The following is a 15,023-nucleotide window of genomic DNA, read 5'->3' on the forward strand; positions in this document are numbered from 1 at the left end:
GAGCCCATCGGACGACGGCCTTCCCCGTGCTTCACGGGGAGACAAGATCATTGTAAAAGCAGTCAGCCGCTTCGGTGAAGGTGCGAAATTGCGATGCCGCCATTACCGGATGTCATTATCCGATGGCCACACCACGTCTGAGCTGCTAGAATTCGTCCGAATTTCGGGGCCTTAAGCACCATGGGGGATCGCGATGAGGAACGTCGCCACTCTGCTGTTCGTCGCCTCCCTGGGAATCGGGCTGCTCGGGACCGCCGCCTGCGAGGACGACCCGATCAGCGCCAAGCCGCCGGCGCCGTCCCCGTCGGCACCGGCGCCCGGCGCGACCTCCGCGAGCGCGTCGCCAGGGTCGCCGTCCCCGGCGGCCTCGCCGTCGGGCCGGAACTCGTTCCCGCCCGACTCCGCCGATCCCAAGGTGACCGGCTCCCAGATCATCATGATCGACCCCGAGGGCAAGAAGTACACCCGCAAGTTGATGGTCCAGATGGCGGCCGGGATGGCCGCGACCATGGAGGGCCAGGGCGTGCCGCGCGAATTCTGCGCCAAGTCCTACGATCAGGGCGTCCAGCAGGGCGGCAAGTTCCCCGCGGGCAGGGGCGCCTTCATGGACGCATGCCTGGAAGGCGTGCGGCTCGCCGGGCAATGAGACCGCACATCCCGCTTTTGAGTTGAAACGTACTAGATTGCCCCTGACGCAACTTGATCTTGCAAGGGGGCAGTCTTGGGGAACGGGCTCAGCAGACGGGAATTCGGCAGGGTGGCCGCACTGGGCGCGCTGGGCACGGGCGGAGCCGTCCTGCTCGGCGGGCCCCGGACGGCCCAGGCGGCCCGGGCGGCCCGGGCGGCCGCCCCAGCGTGGAAGGTCAGCGGGCAGGCCGGCGCCGGGCTCGGCGGCTTCGACACCACGATGAAGACGTTCATGCAGGAACGCAACATCTCCTGCGGCTCCCTGGCGGTCGTGCGCAACGGCAAACTGCTGCTGGCACGCGGCTACACCTGGTCCGACGACGCGAGCCTGGCCACCCAGCCGACCTCGCTGTTCCGGCTCGCCAGCGTCTCCAAGCCCGTCACCGGCGCGGCCGTGCTGAGGCTCGCCCAGGACGGCCTCCTCAACCTGGGCACCTCGGTCACCAGCCTGCTGCCGCTCGCCCCGCCGCCCGGCTCGACGGCGGACGCGCGGCTGAAGAACGTCACCGTCCTGCGGCTCCTCCAGCACACCGGAGGCTGGGACAGGGACATCACGCCCGACCCCATGTTCGCCGACTCCGCGATCTCGGCGGCGCTGGACGTCCCCCTGCCGATCGGCAAGTCCCACATCGCCACCTACAACACCGGACGCGCGCTCGACCACGCTCCCGGCAGCACCTTCGCCTACAGCAACTACGGCTACATGCTGCTCGGCCTGATCATCGAGAAGGTCAGCGGCCTGCCCTACCTCGACTACGTGCAGCAGAAGATCCTCACCCCGCTCGGCATCAAGCGGATGCGGCTGGGCCGGACCCTCAAGCAGAACGCCGCCCCCGGCGAGGTCCCCTACGCGTCCATTTACACCGGCACGACGGTGCACGACGGCTCCGGCACGGTCGTGCCCTTTCAGTACGGCGCGTTCAACCTCGAGAACATGGACTCCCACGGCGGCTGGCTCGGCACGGCCGTGGACACGGTGCGTTTCGCCGGCCTCTTCGACGCCGCCGGGCCGGTGCTCAACAGCGCCTCCATCAGCCGGGCCTTCGGCGTGCCGGAGACCGGCCTCAACCCCGACGGCTGGTGGTACGGCTGCGGCTGGCAGGTGCGCCCGGTCAGCAACACCACCGCCAACACCTGGCACAACGGCAGCCTCCCCGGCACCTACACCCTCGTCGTGCGGCGCTCCGACAACGTCTCCTTCGCCGTCCTGTTCAACCAGCGAGACGACGCCTCCGGCAAGGACTACACCGCCATCGACCCGCTCATCAACCAGGCCGCCAACCGCGTCACCGCCTGGCCGACCACGGACCTGTACCCCGGCTACTTCTGACGGGCCGCGCCCGAACAGTGGAACTTGTACGCCGTCCGCATGCCCCGGGAATCCACCGGCCGCCACCGACATCCGTCAGTCACTTAACGCAATCAATCGATTACTGAACCGCATGACTGCACAGACGGCGGCAACGGCGCCCTGCTCAGCGCCATCGTGCTGCCGGGCATCGGCATCACGCCCACCCAGTACGAGTTCGCCCGCGCCGTCGTGCTCGCGTCGGTACTGGCCCTGACCGCGTACTGCCTGTGGCGGCGTCGTCCTCCAGGTCACCCGCGCCGGGGGAAGCTGCGAAGGACCTTGCCCTTCATCCCCGCCGCCAGGTACGCCCCGCCGTACTCGTCGCTGAGGTAGACCAGCAGGGCGGGCTGGTCGTTGTTGAACGCCCACGCCGGATCCACGACGAGGTAGCGGCTGGTCGGCTTGGGCACGCCGAGGGTGCGCTCCGCGGTGCTCAGCAGCTTCGGCACCGCGTTCCAGTTGAACGCCCTCAGCCTGACCCTGGCGTCGTCCGCGTCGAGCGTCCCGCCGGGGCCGATACGGGTGGCCCTGCCGTCCCTGTAGACGAACCGGTCGTAGGTGTTGCGGCGCCCGGGAACCGGCGCCTCGGCGCTCGCGTAGTCGGGGTGCAGGACAAAACGGGTGAACTCGACACCACCGGTGATCTTCTCCAGGTCGGCGACCACGCCGCGGATCCGGACCGGCGCCAGCAGGGGCCCGGACGCGGCCTGGCCGGTGGGCCCACCGGTCACGGGGGCCTCACCGGTGCGGCGAAGGTCGTCGGCCTCCCCGCCGACGGCGTTCAGCAGCCGGGGAACGACGATCAGGGCCGTGGCGACGACGCTGCCGAACACGGCGGCGGCAAGCGCGATCAACGCGGCCGTCGCCTTCGTCCGCCGCCTGCCCGGTCGTGCCTTGATGGGGCCGGTGTTCCCGAGCGGCGTGCCGGGCGCGGTGGACTCGGTGGACTCGGTGGACACGTTCGGAGCGGTGGACGTGTTCGGAGCGGTGGACGTGTTCGGAGCGGTGGACGTGTTCGGAGCGCCGGACTGGGCGACCGCTCGCGCGAGCATCCTGTCGAGCTGATCGACGGAGGGCCGCGCGGACGGATCCGGCACCAGCAGGGCCCGCAGCGCCGGAGCCAGAGCGCCCGCCTGGCTGGGCGGCGGGACGACACCGCTCATCACGGCCGCGAGCGTGGCGGCCGCGTTGTCCCGGCGCATCGGGTGGCGGCCCTCGACCGCGACGTACAGCAGCATGCCGAGCGACCAGAGGTCCGAGGCCGGGTTGCCCTCCTCCCCGCGCAGCCGCTCGGGCGCCATGTACTGCGGCGAGCCGACCAGCCCGCCGGTGGCCGTGACCCTGGTCGAGTCGCGCAGCGCGGCGATGCCGAAGTCGGTCAGCACCGGGGTCCCGTCCTCGCGCAGCAGCACGTTCGCCGGTTTCACGTCGCGGTGGAAGATCCCCGCCTCGTGCGCGGACCGCAGCGCCGCCAGGATCCCGCGCCCGGCCACCGCGGCCTCCGCGGGCGCCATCGTCCCCTCGTCGAGCCGGTCCTGGAGGGAGCTCCCGCGCACCAGCTCCATGACGATCCACGGATGCGTCATGTCGGGCAAGTCCACGATGTGGTGGACGGTCACCACGTTGGGATGCTGGAGCCGGGCCTGCGCGCGAGCCTCGCGCAGCACCCGCTCGCGCAGCTTGGCGGCCCGCACGGGGTCGTCCTGGGACTCCGGGTCGACCACCCGCACTTCCTTGAGCGCCACCTCGCGGTGCAGGGCGACGTCCTGCGCCCGCCAGACGGTGCCCATACCGCCGCTGCCCAGCCGCTCCAGCAACTCGAAGCGACCGTCGATCACTTTCTGTGCAGAGGCCACGATGACAGCCTAGGGCCACCGAAACTTCAAATGCCCCACTACACGACATCCCGGTCGCGTTAGGGATTCCTGATCAGGCTGGGGCCACGTCGGCGCCCACCGGGCCGACGTTGGCGGCGCCGCCCGGGGTGCCCAGAGGGGTGGTCCTGCCGGGCAGGATCTCTTCGAAGAAGCGCCTGTTGTCGTCGCGGACGGCCGGGGCGGCGGCGCGGTCGGCGGTGATGGCCTGCTCGGGGCAGGCCGTCTCGCAGGCGCCGCAGTCGATGCATTCGACGGGATTGATGTAGAGCTTGCGCTCGCCCTCGTAGATGCAGTCGATCGGGCACTCCTCCACGCAGGAGCGGTCCATGATGTCGGTGCAGGCGGGGCCGATGACGTAGGCCATGTCAGGCGTCCTTCTCGGTGGAGTGCCCGGGGAACAGCAGTGCCTCGGGGTCGATGACGGTGGCGGCGTTGTTGACCGCGGTGGCGACCTCGCCGAAGCCGACGGAGATCAGCCTGACCTTGCCGGGGTAGTCGGTGATGTCGCCGGCGGCGAACACGCGCGGCAGGTTGGTGGCCATCCGGGTGTCCACGGCGATGTGCCGGGCGCTCATGTCCAGGCCCCAACTCTGGAGCGGGCCGAGGTCGGCTTTGAAGCCGAGCGCGGCGACGACGGTCTGCGCGGGCAGGACGCGGGCGGTGCCGTCGAGGTGCCGGATCTCGGCGGCCTCGACGTGCCCGTCGCCGCGCAGCGCGGCCACCTCGGCGTTCACGATGATCTCGACGCCGAGGGACCGGACCGTGTCGACGGTGGCCTTGTGGGCGCGGAACCGGTCGCGGCGGTGCACCAGGCGCACCGAACGGGCCAGCGGGGCGAGGGTCGCGGCCCAGTCGAAGGCGCTGTCGCCGCCGCCGACGACGACCACGTCCCGGTCCGCGTGGTCGGCGGGACTCGGCACGAAGTAGACCAGGCCGCGGCCGAGGTGGCCCTCGCCGCACGGCAGCGGGCGGGGGGTGAACGTGCCGATCCCGCCCGTGACGACGACCGCGCCGGCGCGCACCGTCCCGCCCTGGTCGGTGCGGACGACCGGCAGCCCGTCCTCGTCGTAGGACAGCGCCACCGCGCGGTGGCCGAGCAGGTAGGCGGGCTCGTACGGGGCCGCCTGGGCGAGCAGGTTGTCGACGAGGTCGCGGCCCTTGACGGCCGGGAAGCCCGCGATGTCGAGGATAGGCTTCTCGGGGTACATCGCGCTGACCTGCCCGCCGGCCTGGGGCAGCACGTCCATGACGGCCGTGCGCAGGCCGCGGAAACCGGCGTAGTAGGCGCCGTAGAGTCCCGCCGGACCGGCACCGATGATCAGGATCTCGGTCTCGGTGGTGACGGGAACGTCGGAGATAACGCTCATGGCCGTTGACGGTATGGACGGCCATGACCACGGCAAACAGCACTGTTCCGGTGAGCAGGACGCTTCACTTATGCGGAACGGCCCCGGCTGGGAACGTCGACCTCCCGCGCACTGCTCCAGCGATAGGAGAGCCACCCGTGAACGTGAGACTCAGGTCCCCCAAACTGACCGGCCTGCTTGCCGCCTGTACGGCGCTCCTCCTGGCGACCGGCTGCACCTCCGGGACCACGGATTCGGCGGGTGGCGAAGGCACCGCCAAGGGTCCGCTGGTACGCATCGCACTGGGAGTGGACGCCTCCTACGCCCCGTTCTATCTCGCCAAGGAGCGCGGGATGTTCGCCAAGGCGGGCCTGAACGTCGAGCTGATGCAGGTGGAGGGCGGGCCCGCGGCGGCGGAGGCGGTCGCGGCCGGGACGGCGCAGATGTCGGCCAACGCCGACTCCAGCGCGCTGCCGCTGATGGCGGCCCAGGACAAGCTGACGGCGCTGGGGGTGTTCCAGTCGTCCGACCGCTACCTGAAGGTGGTGCTGCGGGACGGCATCGACAAGCCCCAGCAGATCAAGACGATGGCCTCGATCCAGGGCATCGGCCTGTACTCGACGCACTCCTACCTGAAGCACAACAAGATCGACCCTGCCTCGGTCAAGATCGTGAAGAGCTCGCCGCCGGAGATGCCGGGGATGCTGCAGCGCGGCTCGGTCGACGCCTACATCCTGTTCGAGCCGTGGGCGGCCAAGGGCGACGCGAGCGGCGGGCACATCGCCGGACGGATCGGCGACTTCGGCGTCAGCTACTTCCAGTGGCTGCTGGCCGGGCGGAGCTGGCTGGCGGGCAACAACGAGCTGGCCGGGAAGGTCTTCAAGGTCGTGGCCGAGGCGGACGCCCTGGTGACCAAGGACCGGAAGGCCGCGGCGGAGGCCACCCAGAAGCAGGTGAAGCTGCCCGCCGAGCAGACCGAGAAGGTGCTGCCCGAGATCACCTTCACGGCGCGGGGCTTCACCGACGCCGACCACGCCTCGGCCAAGCGGGTGGTGGACTTCCTGCTGCAGCAAAAGCTGATCGCCAAGTCGCCCGACCTGAACACCGTGCTGCCGAAGGGCTGGTACGAGAAGTACGTGGGGGCGCCGAGTGAGTGAGCGCTGGCCCTGGGACGGCGACCCCCGGGGCGCGTACCGCCCGGACGAGCCGTACCGGCTGTTCATCGCCGGCGAGTGGGTGACCGCCCGCGCCGCGTTCGACGCCGTGGACCCGGCCGTGGGGGCGGCCTGGGCCGCGGTCCCCGAGGCCGGGCCGGAGCAGGTCGAGGACGCGGTGGCGGCGGCGCGCAAGGCGTTCGCGGGCTGGCGCCGGTCCAGCCAGGAGACGCGGCAGGAGGCGCTGTGGCGGATGGCCGACCGGATCGAGGCCGACCCGGACCGGTGGGCGGTGCTGCTGGCGACCGAGGGCGGGCGCCCGGTGCGGGAGGCGTACTTCTCCGACGTCCCGGCGTCCGTGGCGGCGCTGCGCCTGTTCTCGGGGCTGGCCCGGGGCGTGCGCGGCGAGCAGGTGCCGGTCGAGGACCCGCACGGGCTGGCGTACACGGTGCGGGCGCCGCTGGGCGTCCTCGCCGTGCACGTGCCCTGGAGCGCGCCGCTGGTGGCGCTGGCCGAGCAGATCGCGCCCGCGCTGGCGGCGGGGAACGCGGTGGTGGTCCATCCGGCGGCGGCGGCGTCGGCGACCGTGCTGGAGTTCGCCCGCGCCACCGAGGACCTGCTGCCGGCGGGGGTGCTCAACGTCGTCACCGGCGCGGACCCGGGGATCGCGGCGCGGCTGGACGCGCACCCCGGCGCGCTGCGGATCGGCGGCCCGGACGCGCCGCGGCCCGGCGGCGGGGCAATGATCGTGTTCGCGGACGCCGATCTGGACGCGGCCGTCACCGACGCCCTGACCGGCGTGTGCCTGGCGGGCGGCGAGGCCGGTGCGCCGCCGTCCCGGCTGCTGGTGCACGAGACCGTCCACGAGGAGTTCGTCGGGCGGCTGGCGGCGATGGTGGAGGCGGTCGTGCTGGGCGATCCGCTCGACCTGTCCACCGAGCTGGGGCCGCTGATCTCGGACGGGCGGCGGGAGCGGGTGCGGGACGCGATCCGGCAGGCGGTCGCCGGAGGCGCGCGGCTGGTGGCGGGCGGGGAGCCGCCCGAGCTGCCGCCCGAGCTGGCCGGCGGGTTCTTCCAGGCCCCGGCGCTGCTGGCGCAGGAGGAGGGCACCGGGGCGGCGCCGCCGCTGCTCGGGCCGGTCGCCGTCGCGGAGCCGTTCGCGGACGAGCGGGCCGCGGTGGAGCGGGTGAACGCGGCCGGGCCCGGGCGGGCGGCCGGGGTGTGGACGGCCGATCTCGCGCGGGGCCACCGGATCGCCCGCGAGCTGGACGCCGGGATCGTGTGGATCAACCGCTGGTCCGATCCGCCGGCCGGGCTCCCCGCGGACGCGGGCGGCGGCCCGGCGGCCGGGACCGAGATCGGCGAGCGGATGCTGGCCCGCTACAGCACCGCCAAGATCATCAGCGTGGATCTCGGCTCGCGCCGCCCCGCTCTGTGGGGCGGCGGCGCGGCCCCAGAGTAGAAGGCTCAGATAAGAAGGCTCAGAGGAGAAGGTCGACGGTCCCGGTGACGCTGGGCGTGCCGTCGGCCTTCACGATGGCGGCGTCCAAGGACAGGCGCAGTCCGCCGTCACCCGGCTCGGCCGACCGGACGGAGGCCCGCCAGGTCAGGGGCTCCCCGGCCACGGCGGTCGCCTGGTTGCGCCAGCTCACGGCCTCCAGCCGGGCGTCCGGCCCGGCCCAGTCGAGGGCGTGCCGGACGAGCATCTCGCCGTGCAGCGTCGATTGGACGACCGTGCCCGGAAAGCCTTCGAAGGACGCGTAGCTCTCGTCGTAGTGGATGCGGTGGGCGTTCCACGACACGGCGCTGAACCGGAACAGCTGCACCGTGCTGTGGGAGTAGGAGCGGGAGGGGCAGCTCTCTCCAGGGGTGGTCATGCCTGCGAGTTGTCCTTCACGATGATCGTTTCGTCGACGGAGGCCAGCTCGGCGCCGTCGCCGGTGAACCGGGTGGTGACGGCCAGCACCACGAAGTCGCCCGAGCGGCCCGCCTTGCGGGTCGCCGAGCGCACCGCCCGCGCCGCGCGGACGCGGGTTCCGGCGACCAGCGGCCGGCCGATCCGCACCGACTCGCCGCCGTGCACTTGCCGTACCGGGAGGCCCTGCGTGCACGGCGACTCCCGGGCGGTCAGGCCGTCCGGGCGCAGTTCGTCCTCGGCCGGGCCGTCCTCCCAGCTGAACGTTCCGGCGAGGAAGAGCGGAGGTGCCGAGACGGGGCGTCCGGCGGCCTCGTCGGCGCGGGCCCGGCCGATGTAGGCGGTGTCGTTGAGCGCGGCCGCGTACCGGCAGAAGTCCTTGACGGTCACCACGCCGCAGTCCTCCTCCTCCCAGCGGTCGGCCAGGTCGCGGGCGCGGGCCAGCACCTCTCCGAGCACGTCCTCCGCCACTGGGCTCACAAGACCTGCCGCAGCGACCGGGTGATGCCCATGCCCGCGGTGCGGAGGGCGCCCGACAGCTTGGCCGGGTCCACCCGGTAGGTGGGGCCGGTGATCGACAGCGCGCCGACGAGGGCGGAGCCGCGGCCGAACACCGGGACGGCCGTGCTCATGTAGCCGAGCCGGGTCTCCTCGGCCTCGGTCGCCAGGCCCTCGGTGCGGATCCGTTCGAACTGGGCGCGCAGCCGGGCGGGCGAGGTGATGGTGTGGCGGGTGAGCGGCTTGAGGCCGTTCCGGACGACCTCCGCGAAGAGGGAGGCCGGGCCGAAGGCGAGGATGACCTTGCCGGTGGCGGTGCAGTAGAGCGGGAGCCGCCCGGCGACCCGGGACTGCTCGCTGAGCCCGCGGTGCGCAAGGATCTTCTCCAGGTACAGCACCTCCAGGCCGTCGTGGATCGCGAAGTGGATGGTCTCCTGCGTGGCGAGCAGCAGGTCCTCCATGTAGGGCTGGGCGACCTCGCGCAGGATCCGCTGCCGGTGCACGCGCTGGCCGATCTCGAACATCCGCAGCCCCAGCCGGTAGTCGCAGCCGGCGCGTTCGAGGAGGCCCCACTCGACGAGCTCCTGGGCGAGCCGGTGGACGGTGGCCTTGGCGACGCCGGTGCGCCGGACCAGGTCGGCGAGCGACAGGGTGGCGTCCTCGGCGGTGAACGCCTCGATGATCAGCTGGGTCTTGCCGAGGACGGAGTTCATCGGGTCGGCGCAGGGGTTCCGCCGCGCCGCCGGATCCCGTTCGGCGCGGATGTGGTCGATCGATACGACGGTCATGACAGGAACCTCGCGATCAATTCGCAGACCTCCGACGATCGGTGCTCCATCAACGGAATCATGCCGCCCTCGATCACCGCCACAGTCGGGTTGTTAAGATGAGATGACAATATCCGCAGGTCAGGAAACACGAAAGGGTCTGCGGAGGCGCCCAGGCACAGCGCCCGGCAGCGGACGAGAGCGATCCGCTCCTCCATCCGATACCGGCCGACGGCCAGGTGGCCCTTCTCCGCGTCATCGCCCAGGACCAGGGCGTCGCGCACGAATCGGGAGAGCAGGTCCGGCCGTCCCGGCGGGTAGTGCTTCTGCCGCCGCTGCCACAGCTCGGTCAGGTGCGCGCCACCGGGATCGGGCTCGACCTCGTCGATCGGCGGCCGGTCGCGGCGCCGCTCCCGGGCCGCCGCGTCCACGTACGGCGTGGACGACAGCACCAGCGCCGAGACCCGGCCGGGCGCCCGCGCCGCCACCTCGACCGCCACCACACCGCCGGTGTGGTGGCCGACCAGTGCGGCCTCGGGCAGCCCGAGCGCATCCAGGAACTCCACCACGGCGCCGGCGTAGGTCTCGATCGAGTGGTCGGCCAGCGGAGCGGAGGCCCCGAAGCCGATGGTGTCCATCGCGATGGCCCGGTGGGTGCGGCCCAGCAGCGGCAGCACCTCGCGGTACTCGTCCCAGGACCGCGGCGTCTGGTGGAGCAGCACCACGGGCGAGCCGGTGCCGCACTCGGCGTAGTGCACCTGCCCGCGCGTGGTGCCGGCGTAGCCGAACCTGATCTCCGTCACGATGACTCGGCGAGGAATGCCAGGCTGAGCGGGTTGTAGAGGTCGGCCTTCTCGTGCTGGGGCCAGTGCCCGCAGTCGTTGAACACCTCCAGGCGCGCCCCCGGGATGGCCGCCGCGATCGCCTCCGCCTCGGGGACCTCCCCCAGCGGGTTCTTGTTGCCCCACACCACCAGCGTCGGCGCCTTGATCGTCGCCATCCGCTCGGGCCGCAGCAGGTTCCGCTCGCGCGCCTCGACCTCCTGGAGGGCCAGCAGGTTGTCCAGGTTCTCCTTGAACTCGGGCCGGTGGTAGATGTCGAACCGGACGTCGGCGAGCTCGTCGCCGAGCGCCTCGTCCCAGTGCGCCCACAGCAGCCGCAGCCGCTCCCGGGTGAAGGACGGGTCGTCCTGCTCGACCGCGGCGCGGGTGGAGGTCTTCAGCCGCTCCATCACCTGCGGATTGATCTTCGTCCCGCCCATGCAGAGCAGCTGCAGGGACGCCACCCGGTCGGGCTGCTCGCTGGCCGCCCAGGACGACACCCAGCCGCCCAGCGACTCCCCGACCAGGTGCGCCCGCTCGGCGCCCACCGCGTCCAGGTAGGCCAGCAGATGCTCGACGTAGGCGGGGATCTCGCCGGGACGGTCCGGCTTGCCGGTGTATCCGTGCCCCAGCATGTCGATGGCGTGGCACCGGTAGCCGGCCTCGGCGTGCGCCGGGATGTTGCGGACGAACGCCTCCAGGTGCCCCGTCGTGCCGTGCAGGAACACCACGTGCTCGCCGTCCTCGGGCCCGGCCTGCAGGGCGCGGGTGCGGACGCCGCCCGCGTCCACGTAGGCGTGCCGGTAGTCGACGTCGACCAGTTCGGTCCAGATGCTCATAGGTCGCCTTTCGCTTTCTAGCTTCTAGGTGGTGGTCGGGTCGAGCACGGCCACGGCCATGCCGGTCAGCCATTCGGGGATGGACTCGTAGGCCAGCCGCCGCCCCGGGACGTGGTCGAGCAGGGCCGCCATGAGCAGCCAGGTCCGCAGCTCCTGGGCGCCGTTGCCGGCGACCTCCTCCAGCCGCTCGGTCGTGTACTCGGTGATCCGGGCGGCCTTCCCGCCCTCCAGCAGCGTGAGGAACTCGTTGTCGAAGTCGGTGTTGATCGCGGCCTCGGCGGCCCGGATGATCTGCCGCCGCCGGGCGTCGTAGTCCTGCCAGTTGTCGCGGCCGTTCAGCCAGGCGCCGACCATGAACTCCTCGTCGTCGCCGTCCGGGGCGCGCCAGTCCGGCCAGGGCAGCCGGTGCGACAGCCCGCCGGACCCGATCACCGCGACCCGGCGGTCCCCGGGGAAGGCCAGCACCGCCTCCCGGATGGCCCGGCCGAGCCGCTCGCAGCGGTCCAGGGTGGGCAGCGGGGGCGCGAAGACGTTCACCACCAGCGGCACGATCTCCACGCCCAGCCCGTCCAGCAGGTACTGGATCGCGTGCGACTGGCCGTGGTCGATCTGGAGCCGGGCGGAGAAGGCCACGTCGAACCGGCCGCCGTCCACCAGCTCGCCGGCGATGTGCCGGGCCAGCGGCTCGTCCACCGGCTGCGGGCCCTTGGGCGTCCCGGACTCCCCGCTGGCCAGGCACTCGCCGACGCCGATGGTGAAGCTCGGGATCAGGTCCAGCCAGAAGCCGCGGAAGTGGTTGGAGCCCACCAGGATCACGGTGTCCGGACGGGCCGCCGCGAGCTCCTCGCGCGCCGCGTACAGCGCGTCCCGGAACCGCCCGGCGCGGTCCTTGTGGATGGTCTCTTCCCAGTGCGTGTTCATCAGCGTGGAGTGGGAGGCGCCCACGCCCAGCACGATCTCGGTCATCGCAGCGCTCCTACCTCATCACGGGAACGGGTGACGGTGTCGACGGCCGTGCGGACCAGGAGGCGGGTCAGCCGCTCCATCTCCCGCACGCTCACCGCGTTCATGCCGAACGAGAAGTCGATCTCCCGCGGCGCCTCGGTGATCTTCGGCATCCCGATCCGCACCGTGGGCACGCCCCGGCTCCGCAGGATGTTGGCGTCGGTGGCGCCGCTGTTGCCGCGGATCACCTCGTGCGGGCGGCCCTCGAACGCCTCCCAGCCCGCGACGGCGCTGCGGCACGCCCAGCCGTCGGGGTCGCTCCGGGTGCCGGGGATCGCCAGGATCAGCTCGGCGTCCAGGTCGAGGCCGGGCTCGTCGGCGCCGATCTTCTCCAGGGCCGCGGTGAACTCCCGCTTGGCCTCCATCGGGGTGGTGTTCGGGCTGAGCCGCAGATCCACCCTGATCTTGCACGCGGCCGGTGTCACCGCCGCCATCCGCGGCCAGCCGCCGCGGATGGACGCCACCACGCCCTGCGGCGCGACCGTGTCCTCGGTGTGCCGGTCGGCGTACTCGGCGAACCACTCCTCCAGCCGCCGCACCACCACCCCGGCGCGCGCGATCGCGTTGTCGTAGGGCAGCCGGTGCCGCGACCCGACGTAGGTGTGGGTGCCGCGGACCGTGACCTCGAACCAGGCGAGCCCGACCTCCTCCCAGGAGACCGTCCAGCCCGGCTTGGCGATCACCGCCTGGTCGGCCCACACGCCCTGCTCCAGCAGGAACGAGCAGCCCGCGCCCTGCCCGGTGTTGCGCCGGGCGCCGGCCGGCCGCGCGTTGGTGGGCATGCCGCCCGCGCCGAACGCCGCGATCAGGTCGCCGGTCAGCGGGATCCCGGCCCGCGCGATCGCCTCGGCCGCCATCATCACGCACGCGGCGTGGCCCTTGGGGTTGGACGCCCCCAGCCCCATGACCAGGTCGCCGTCGACGACCGCCCGGGGCCGCATGTCGGGACGCAGCTCGGGCCCGATCCACGGGACGTCCTCGCTCTCCTCCCCCACGGTCAGGGTGTCGATCGGCGCGTACAGCATCAGGTCGGGTCCGGTGCCGTCGCCCTCCAGCCGCGCCCACGCGTTGGCCTGCCGGTCGTCCAGCGGCTGCACCCGGGCGGGGCAGCCGGCCTCGGTCAGGGTGGCGGCGATGTGCTCGGCCAGCGGGCCCTCGTCGCCGGTCGGGCTCGGGACGTCCACCACCCCGGTCACCAGCTCGCGCAGCCGGTCGGCGGTGATGTGCCGCCACGCGGCGGCGACCCAGCCGCGCCGCCGCTCGTCCAGGCCGGCGAGCCCGTCGGGCCCCTCGGGGTTCGAGCTCACTGATTGACCCTGTGGACCTGGGTCCTGGTGGTGCGGGCGATCCGCCGCCAGGCCACCGGGACCGCCAGGGCCAAGAGGGCGCCGGCGATCAGTGCGGGCAGGACGCGCTTCATGATCATCACTTCTTCCTGGTCCTGGTGACGGCCGCGCCGCCGTTCGGCGCCGTGCCGCCGGAGTCGGCGAGCTTCTTCGCGTACTGCTCCTCGGTGAGGTTGCGCCAGGCCGTCAGCGACACGTCGGGACGGTAGAGCTTCTCGGGGGGAGCGTCGGTGACGTCGACCATCCAGGCGTCCTGGGCGGAGAACTGGCCGTGGAACAGCCAGCGGATCGCGCCCAGGTACTTGGCGTAGAAGCCGAAGGTCCGCCAGCCCTCGGTGAAGTTGACCATCACGCCGACGTAGCGGTGGTTGTCCGCGTCGACCGGGACGTAGAACTCGTAGTGGATGAAGTTCGGGTAGGCGATGCGAAGGACGCCGGGCATCGACAGCGAGGCGAACCCGGGGAACTCCTGCGCCTCGATCGTCGGGTCCACCCGCTTGGGCTTGCCGGTGTTGCCGATGTTGAACGCTTCCTTGGGCGGCCGCGCCTTCCACCAGCGCTTGTTCGACCACCGGCCCACGCCCGGGAAGTCGGCCTCCCAGTGCACCTCGTCCTGCACCCGGTAGATCCAGCGGCCCCCGGGCACGATGCGTGTCACGTTCCACGTCGGCATCGGCTTGAACAGCCGCCACAGCGAGGTGCGGTGCAGGTACTTGGCGTGCCCCTCGTCGAAGCCGTTCTCGCACGCGAACCGCCAGTTGCCGCCGCGCGGGTCGATCCGGCCGCCCATCACGAACGCGTTGCCGACCAGCTCCTCGGGCAGCTGCTCGTCGATCGGGTGCGGGTCCTCGGCCGCCACCGGCACGTACACCCACACCATCCCGAGCCGCTCTTCCACCGGGTAGGTGCGCACCCCGACCTTGCCGCAGATCCGCGAGTCCGGACCGTCGGTGATCACCGCCGCCAGCCGACCGCTGGCCAGGTCGAACGTCCATCCGTGGTACGGGCAGCTGATGGTGCCCGGGAACTGCTGGTCGCCCTCCGACAGCGGCACCCCGCGGTGCGGGCAGCGGTCGTGCAGCGCGTACGCCGTCCCGCCGTCCCGGACCAGCACGATCTTCTCCCCGCAGATCATGTACGAGCGCGGGTCGCCGGTGATGTGGCTGGACCAGGTGACGGGGTACCAGTAGCCGCGGAAGCCCTCGGCCGCCGCGTCGTAGTGCGGCCACGTCGACCAGTCCTGCCGCCCCGGCGCCCCGTCCTGGCGGCGTGCCCGCGGCGCGGCCTTCGGATCGAGCGATTCCTCACCCGTCATCTGCGTGTCCTCCTGGTGACGTCTGAGCTACGCCGCCATGAGGGCGGCGCATCCGAGCATGCGCGCGGCCCGGCCCGATCGCCTACGGACTCGTTTCGCTCA

At 72.1% G+C, this 15,023-nt stretch carries 16 protein-coding genes; 4 read left to right on the forward strand and 12 right to left on the reverse strand.

The features are described from left to right. Positions 1-193 precede the first annotated feature (193 nt). Positions 194-646, forward strand: coding sequence for a hypothetical protein (locus tag ABD340_RS36860; protein WP_344595460.1), 453 nt, complete (start codon positions 194-196; stop codon positions 644-646). A 75-nt stretch (positions 647-721) separates the two neighbouring features. After that, entirely contained in the window at positions 722-2,017 is a 1,296-nt protein-coding gene (locus ABD340_RS36865) for a serine hydrolase domain-containing protein (RefSeq protein WP_344595462.1), read from the forward strand. Positions 2,018-2,286: 269 nt separating this feature from the next. Here ABD340_RS36865 and ABD340_RS36870 read toward each other — a convergent pair whose 3' ends face one another. From ABD340_RS36870 to ABD340_RS36880, 3 genes are all read right to left on the reverse strand, one after another. Next, entirely contained in the window at positions 2,287-3,894 is a 1,608-nt protein-coding gene (locus tag ABD340_RS36870) for a serine/threonine-protein kinase (RefSeq protein ID WP_344595463.1), read from the reverse strand. Between the two features lie 73 nt (positions 3,895-3,967). Then, positions 3,968-4,279, reverse strand: a complete 312-nt coding sequence (locus ABD340_RS36875; protein ID WP_344595465.1) for a ferredoxin family protein — start codon at positions 4,277-4,279, stop codon at positions 3,968-3,970. A 1-nt stretch (position 4,280) separates the two neighbouring features. Beyond that, the gene (locus ABD340_RS36880; protein WP_344595466.1) at positions 4,281-5,282 is read right to left on the reverse strand and encodes an NAD(P)/FAD-dependent oxidoreductase; all 1,002 of its coding nucleotides are present in this window, start codon (positions 5,280-5,282) and stop codon (positions 4,281-4,283) included. A gap of 137 nt (positions 5,283-5,419) precedes the next feature. Here ABD340_RS36880 and ABD340_RS36885 point away from each other — a divergent pair, with 137 nt between their 5' ends. Both ABD340_RS36885 and ABD340_RS36890 read left to right on the forward strand, forming a co-directional pair. Continuing rightward, positions 5,420-6,418 carry an ABC transporter substrate-binding protein gene (locus ABD340_RS36885; RefSeq protein WP_344595468.1) on the forward strand — a complete coding sequence of 333 codons (999 nt, stop codon included), beginning with the start codon at positions 5,420-5,422 and terminating at the stop codon, positions 6,416-6,418. After that, complete coding sequence (locus ABD340_RS36890; RefSeq protein ID WP_344595470.1) at positions 6,411-7,877, forward strand: aldehyde dehydrogenase family protein; 1,467 nt, start codon at positions 6,411-6,413, stop codon at positions 7,875-7,877. Before ABD340_RS36885 ends, ABD340_RS36890 begins: the two co-directional genes overlap by 8 nt. Before the next feature lie 19 nt (positions 7,878-7,896). Here ABD340_RS36890 and ABD340_RS36895 read toward each other — a convergent pair whose 3' ends face one another. Genes ABD340_RS36895 through ABD340_RS36935 form a run of 9 tightly spaced genes read right to left on the reverse strand, consistent with a single transcriptional unit; the run spans position 7,897 to position 14,921 of the window. Continuing rightward, positions 7,897-8,292 carry a hotdog family protein gene (locus tag ABD340_RS36895; protein ID WP_344595471.1) on the reverse strand — a complete coding sequence of 132 codons (396 nt, stop codon included), beginning with the start codon at positions 8,290-8,292 and terminating at the stop codon, positions 7,897-7,899. Then, positions 8,289-8,810, reverse strand: a complete 522-nt coding sequence (locus ABD340_RS36900) for an FAS1-like dehydratase domain-containing protein (RefSeq protein ID WP_344595473.1) — start codon at positions 8,808-8,810, stop codon at positions 8,289-8,291. The genes ABD340_RS36895 and ABD340_RS36900 overlap by 4 nt, the downstream gene beginning before the upstream one ends. After that, the gene (locus ABD340_RS36905) at positions 8,807-9,616 is read right to left on the reverse strand and encodes an IclR family transcriptional regulator (protein ID WP_344595474.1); all 810 of its coding nucleotides are present in this window, start codon (positions 9,614-9,616) and stop codon (positions 8,807-8,809) included. Before ABD340_RS36905 ends, ABD340_RS36900 begins: the two co-directional genes overlap by 4 nt. Further along, entirely contained in the window at positions 9,613-10,398 is a 786-nt protein-coding gene (locus ABD340_RS36910; RefSeq protein ID WP_344595475.1) for an alpha/beta fold hydrolase, read from the reverse strand. Before ABD340_RS36910 ends, ABD340_RS36905 begins: the two co-directional genes overlap by 4 nt. Next, positions 10,395-11,255, reverse strand: coding sequence for an alpha/beta fold hydrolase (locus ABD340_RS36915; RefSeq protein WP_344595477.1), 861 nt, complete (start codon positions 11,253-11,255; stop codon positions 10,395-10,397). The genes ABD340_RS36910 and ABD340_RS36915 overlap by 4 nt, the downstream gene beginning before the upstream one ends. A 24-nt stretch (positions 11,256-11,279) precedes the next feature. Continuing rightward, positions 11,280-12,221: a DODA-type extradiol aromatic ring-opening family dioxygenase gene (locus tag ABD340_RS36920; protein WP_344595478.1), complete on the reverse strand. Its 942-nt coding sequence runs from the start codon at positions 12,219-12,221 to the stop codon at positions 11,280-11,282. Continuing rightward, complete coding sequence (locus ABD340_RS36925; RefSeq protein WP_344595479.1) at positions 12,218-13,567, reverse strand: M20 family metallopeptidase; 1,350 nt, start codon at positions 13,565-13,567, stop codon at positions 12,218-12,220. The genes ABD340_RS36920 and ABD340_RS36925 overlap by 4 nt, the downstream gene beginning before the upstream one ends. Continuing rightward, the gene (locus ABD340_RS36930) at positions 13,564-13,686 is read right to left on the reverse strand and encodes a hypothetical protein (protein ID WP_344595480.1); all 123 of its coding nucleotides are present in this window, start codon (positions 13,684-13,686) and stop codon (positions 13,564-13,566) included. Before ABD340_RS36930 ends, ABD340_RS36925 begins: the two co-directional genes overlap by 4 nt. Next, the gene (locus ABD340_RS36935) at positions 13,686-14,921 is read right to left on the reverse strand and encodes an aromatic ring-hydroxylating oxygenase subunit alpha (protein WP_344595481.1); all 1,236 of its coding nucleotides are present in this window, start codon (positions 14,919-14,921) and stop codon (positions 13,686-13,688) included. The genes ABD340_RS36930 and ABD340_RS36935 overlap by 1 nt, the downstream gene beginning before the upstream one ends. Positions 14,922-15,023 lie beyond the last annotated feature (102 nt).

Source organism: Actinomadura vinacea, from assembly GCF_039532545.1.
Classification (GTDB): Bacteria; Actinomycetota; Actinomycetes; order Streptosporangiales; family Streptosporangiaceae; genus Spirillospora; species Spirillospora vinacea.

Coding starts and splice junctions, on each gene's coding strand:
- ABD340_RS36915 (WP_344595477.1), bottom strand. CDS start 11,255: ATGAGCATCTGGACCGAACTGGTCGACGTCGACTACCGGCACGCCTAC.
- ABD340_RS36895 (WP_344595471.1), bottom strand. CDS start 8,292: ATGACCACCCCTGGAGAGAGCTGCCCCTCCCGCTCCTACTCCCACAGC.
- ABD340_RS36860 (WP_344595460.1), top strand. CDS start 194: ATGAGGAACGTCGCCACTCTGCTGTTCGTCGCCTCCCTGGGAATCGGG.
- ABD340_RS36905 (WP_344595474.1), bottom strand. CDS start 9,616: ATGACCGTCGTATCGATCGACCACATCCGCGCCGAACGGGATCCGGCG.
- ABD340_RS36930 (WP_344595480.1), bottom strand. CDS start 13,686: ATGATCATGAAGCGCGTCCTGCCCGCACTGATCGCCGGCGCCCTCTTG.
- ABD340_RS36875 (WP_344595465.1), bottom strand. CDS start 4,279: ATGGCCTACGTCATCGGCCCCGCCTGCACCGACATCATGGACCGCTCC.
- ABD340_RS36920 (WP_344595478.1), bottom strand. CDS start 12,221: ATGACCGAGATCGTGCTGGGCGTGGGCGCCTCCCACTCCACGCTGATG.
- ABD340_RS36935 (WP_344595481.1), bottom strand. CDS start 14,921: ATGACGGGTGAGGAATCGCTCGATCCGAAGGCCGCGCCGCGGGCACGC.
- ABD340_RS36880 (WP_344595466.1), bottom strand. CDS start 5,282: ATGAGCGTTATCTCCGACGTTCCCGTCACCACCGAGACCGAGATCCTG.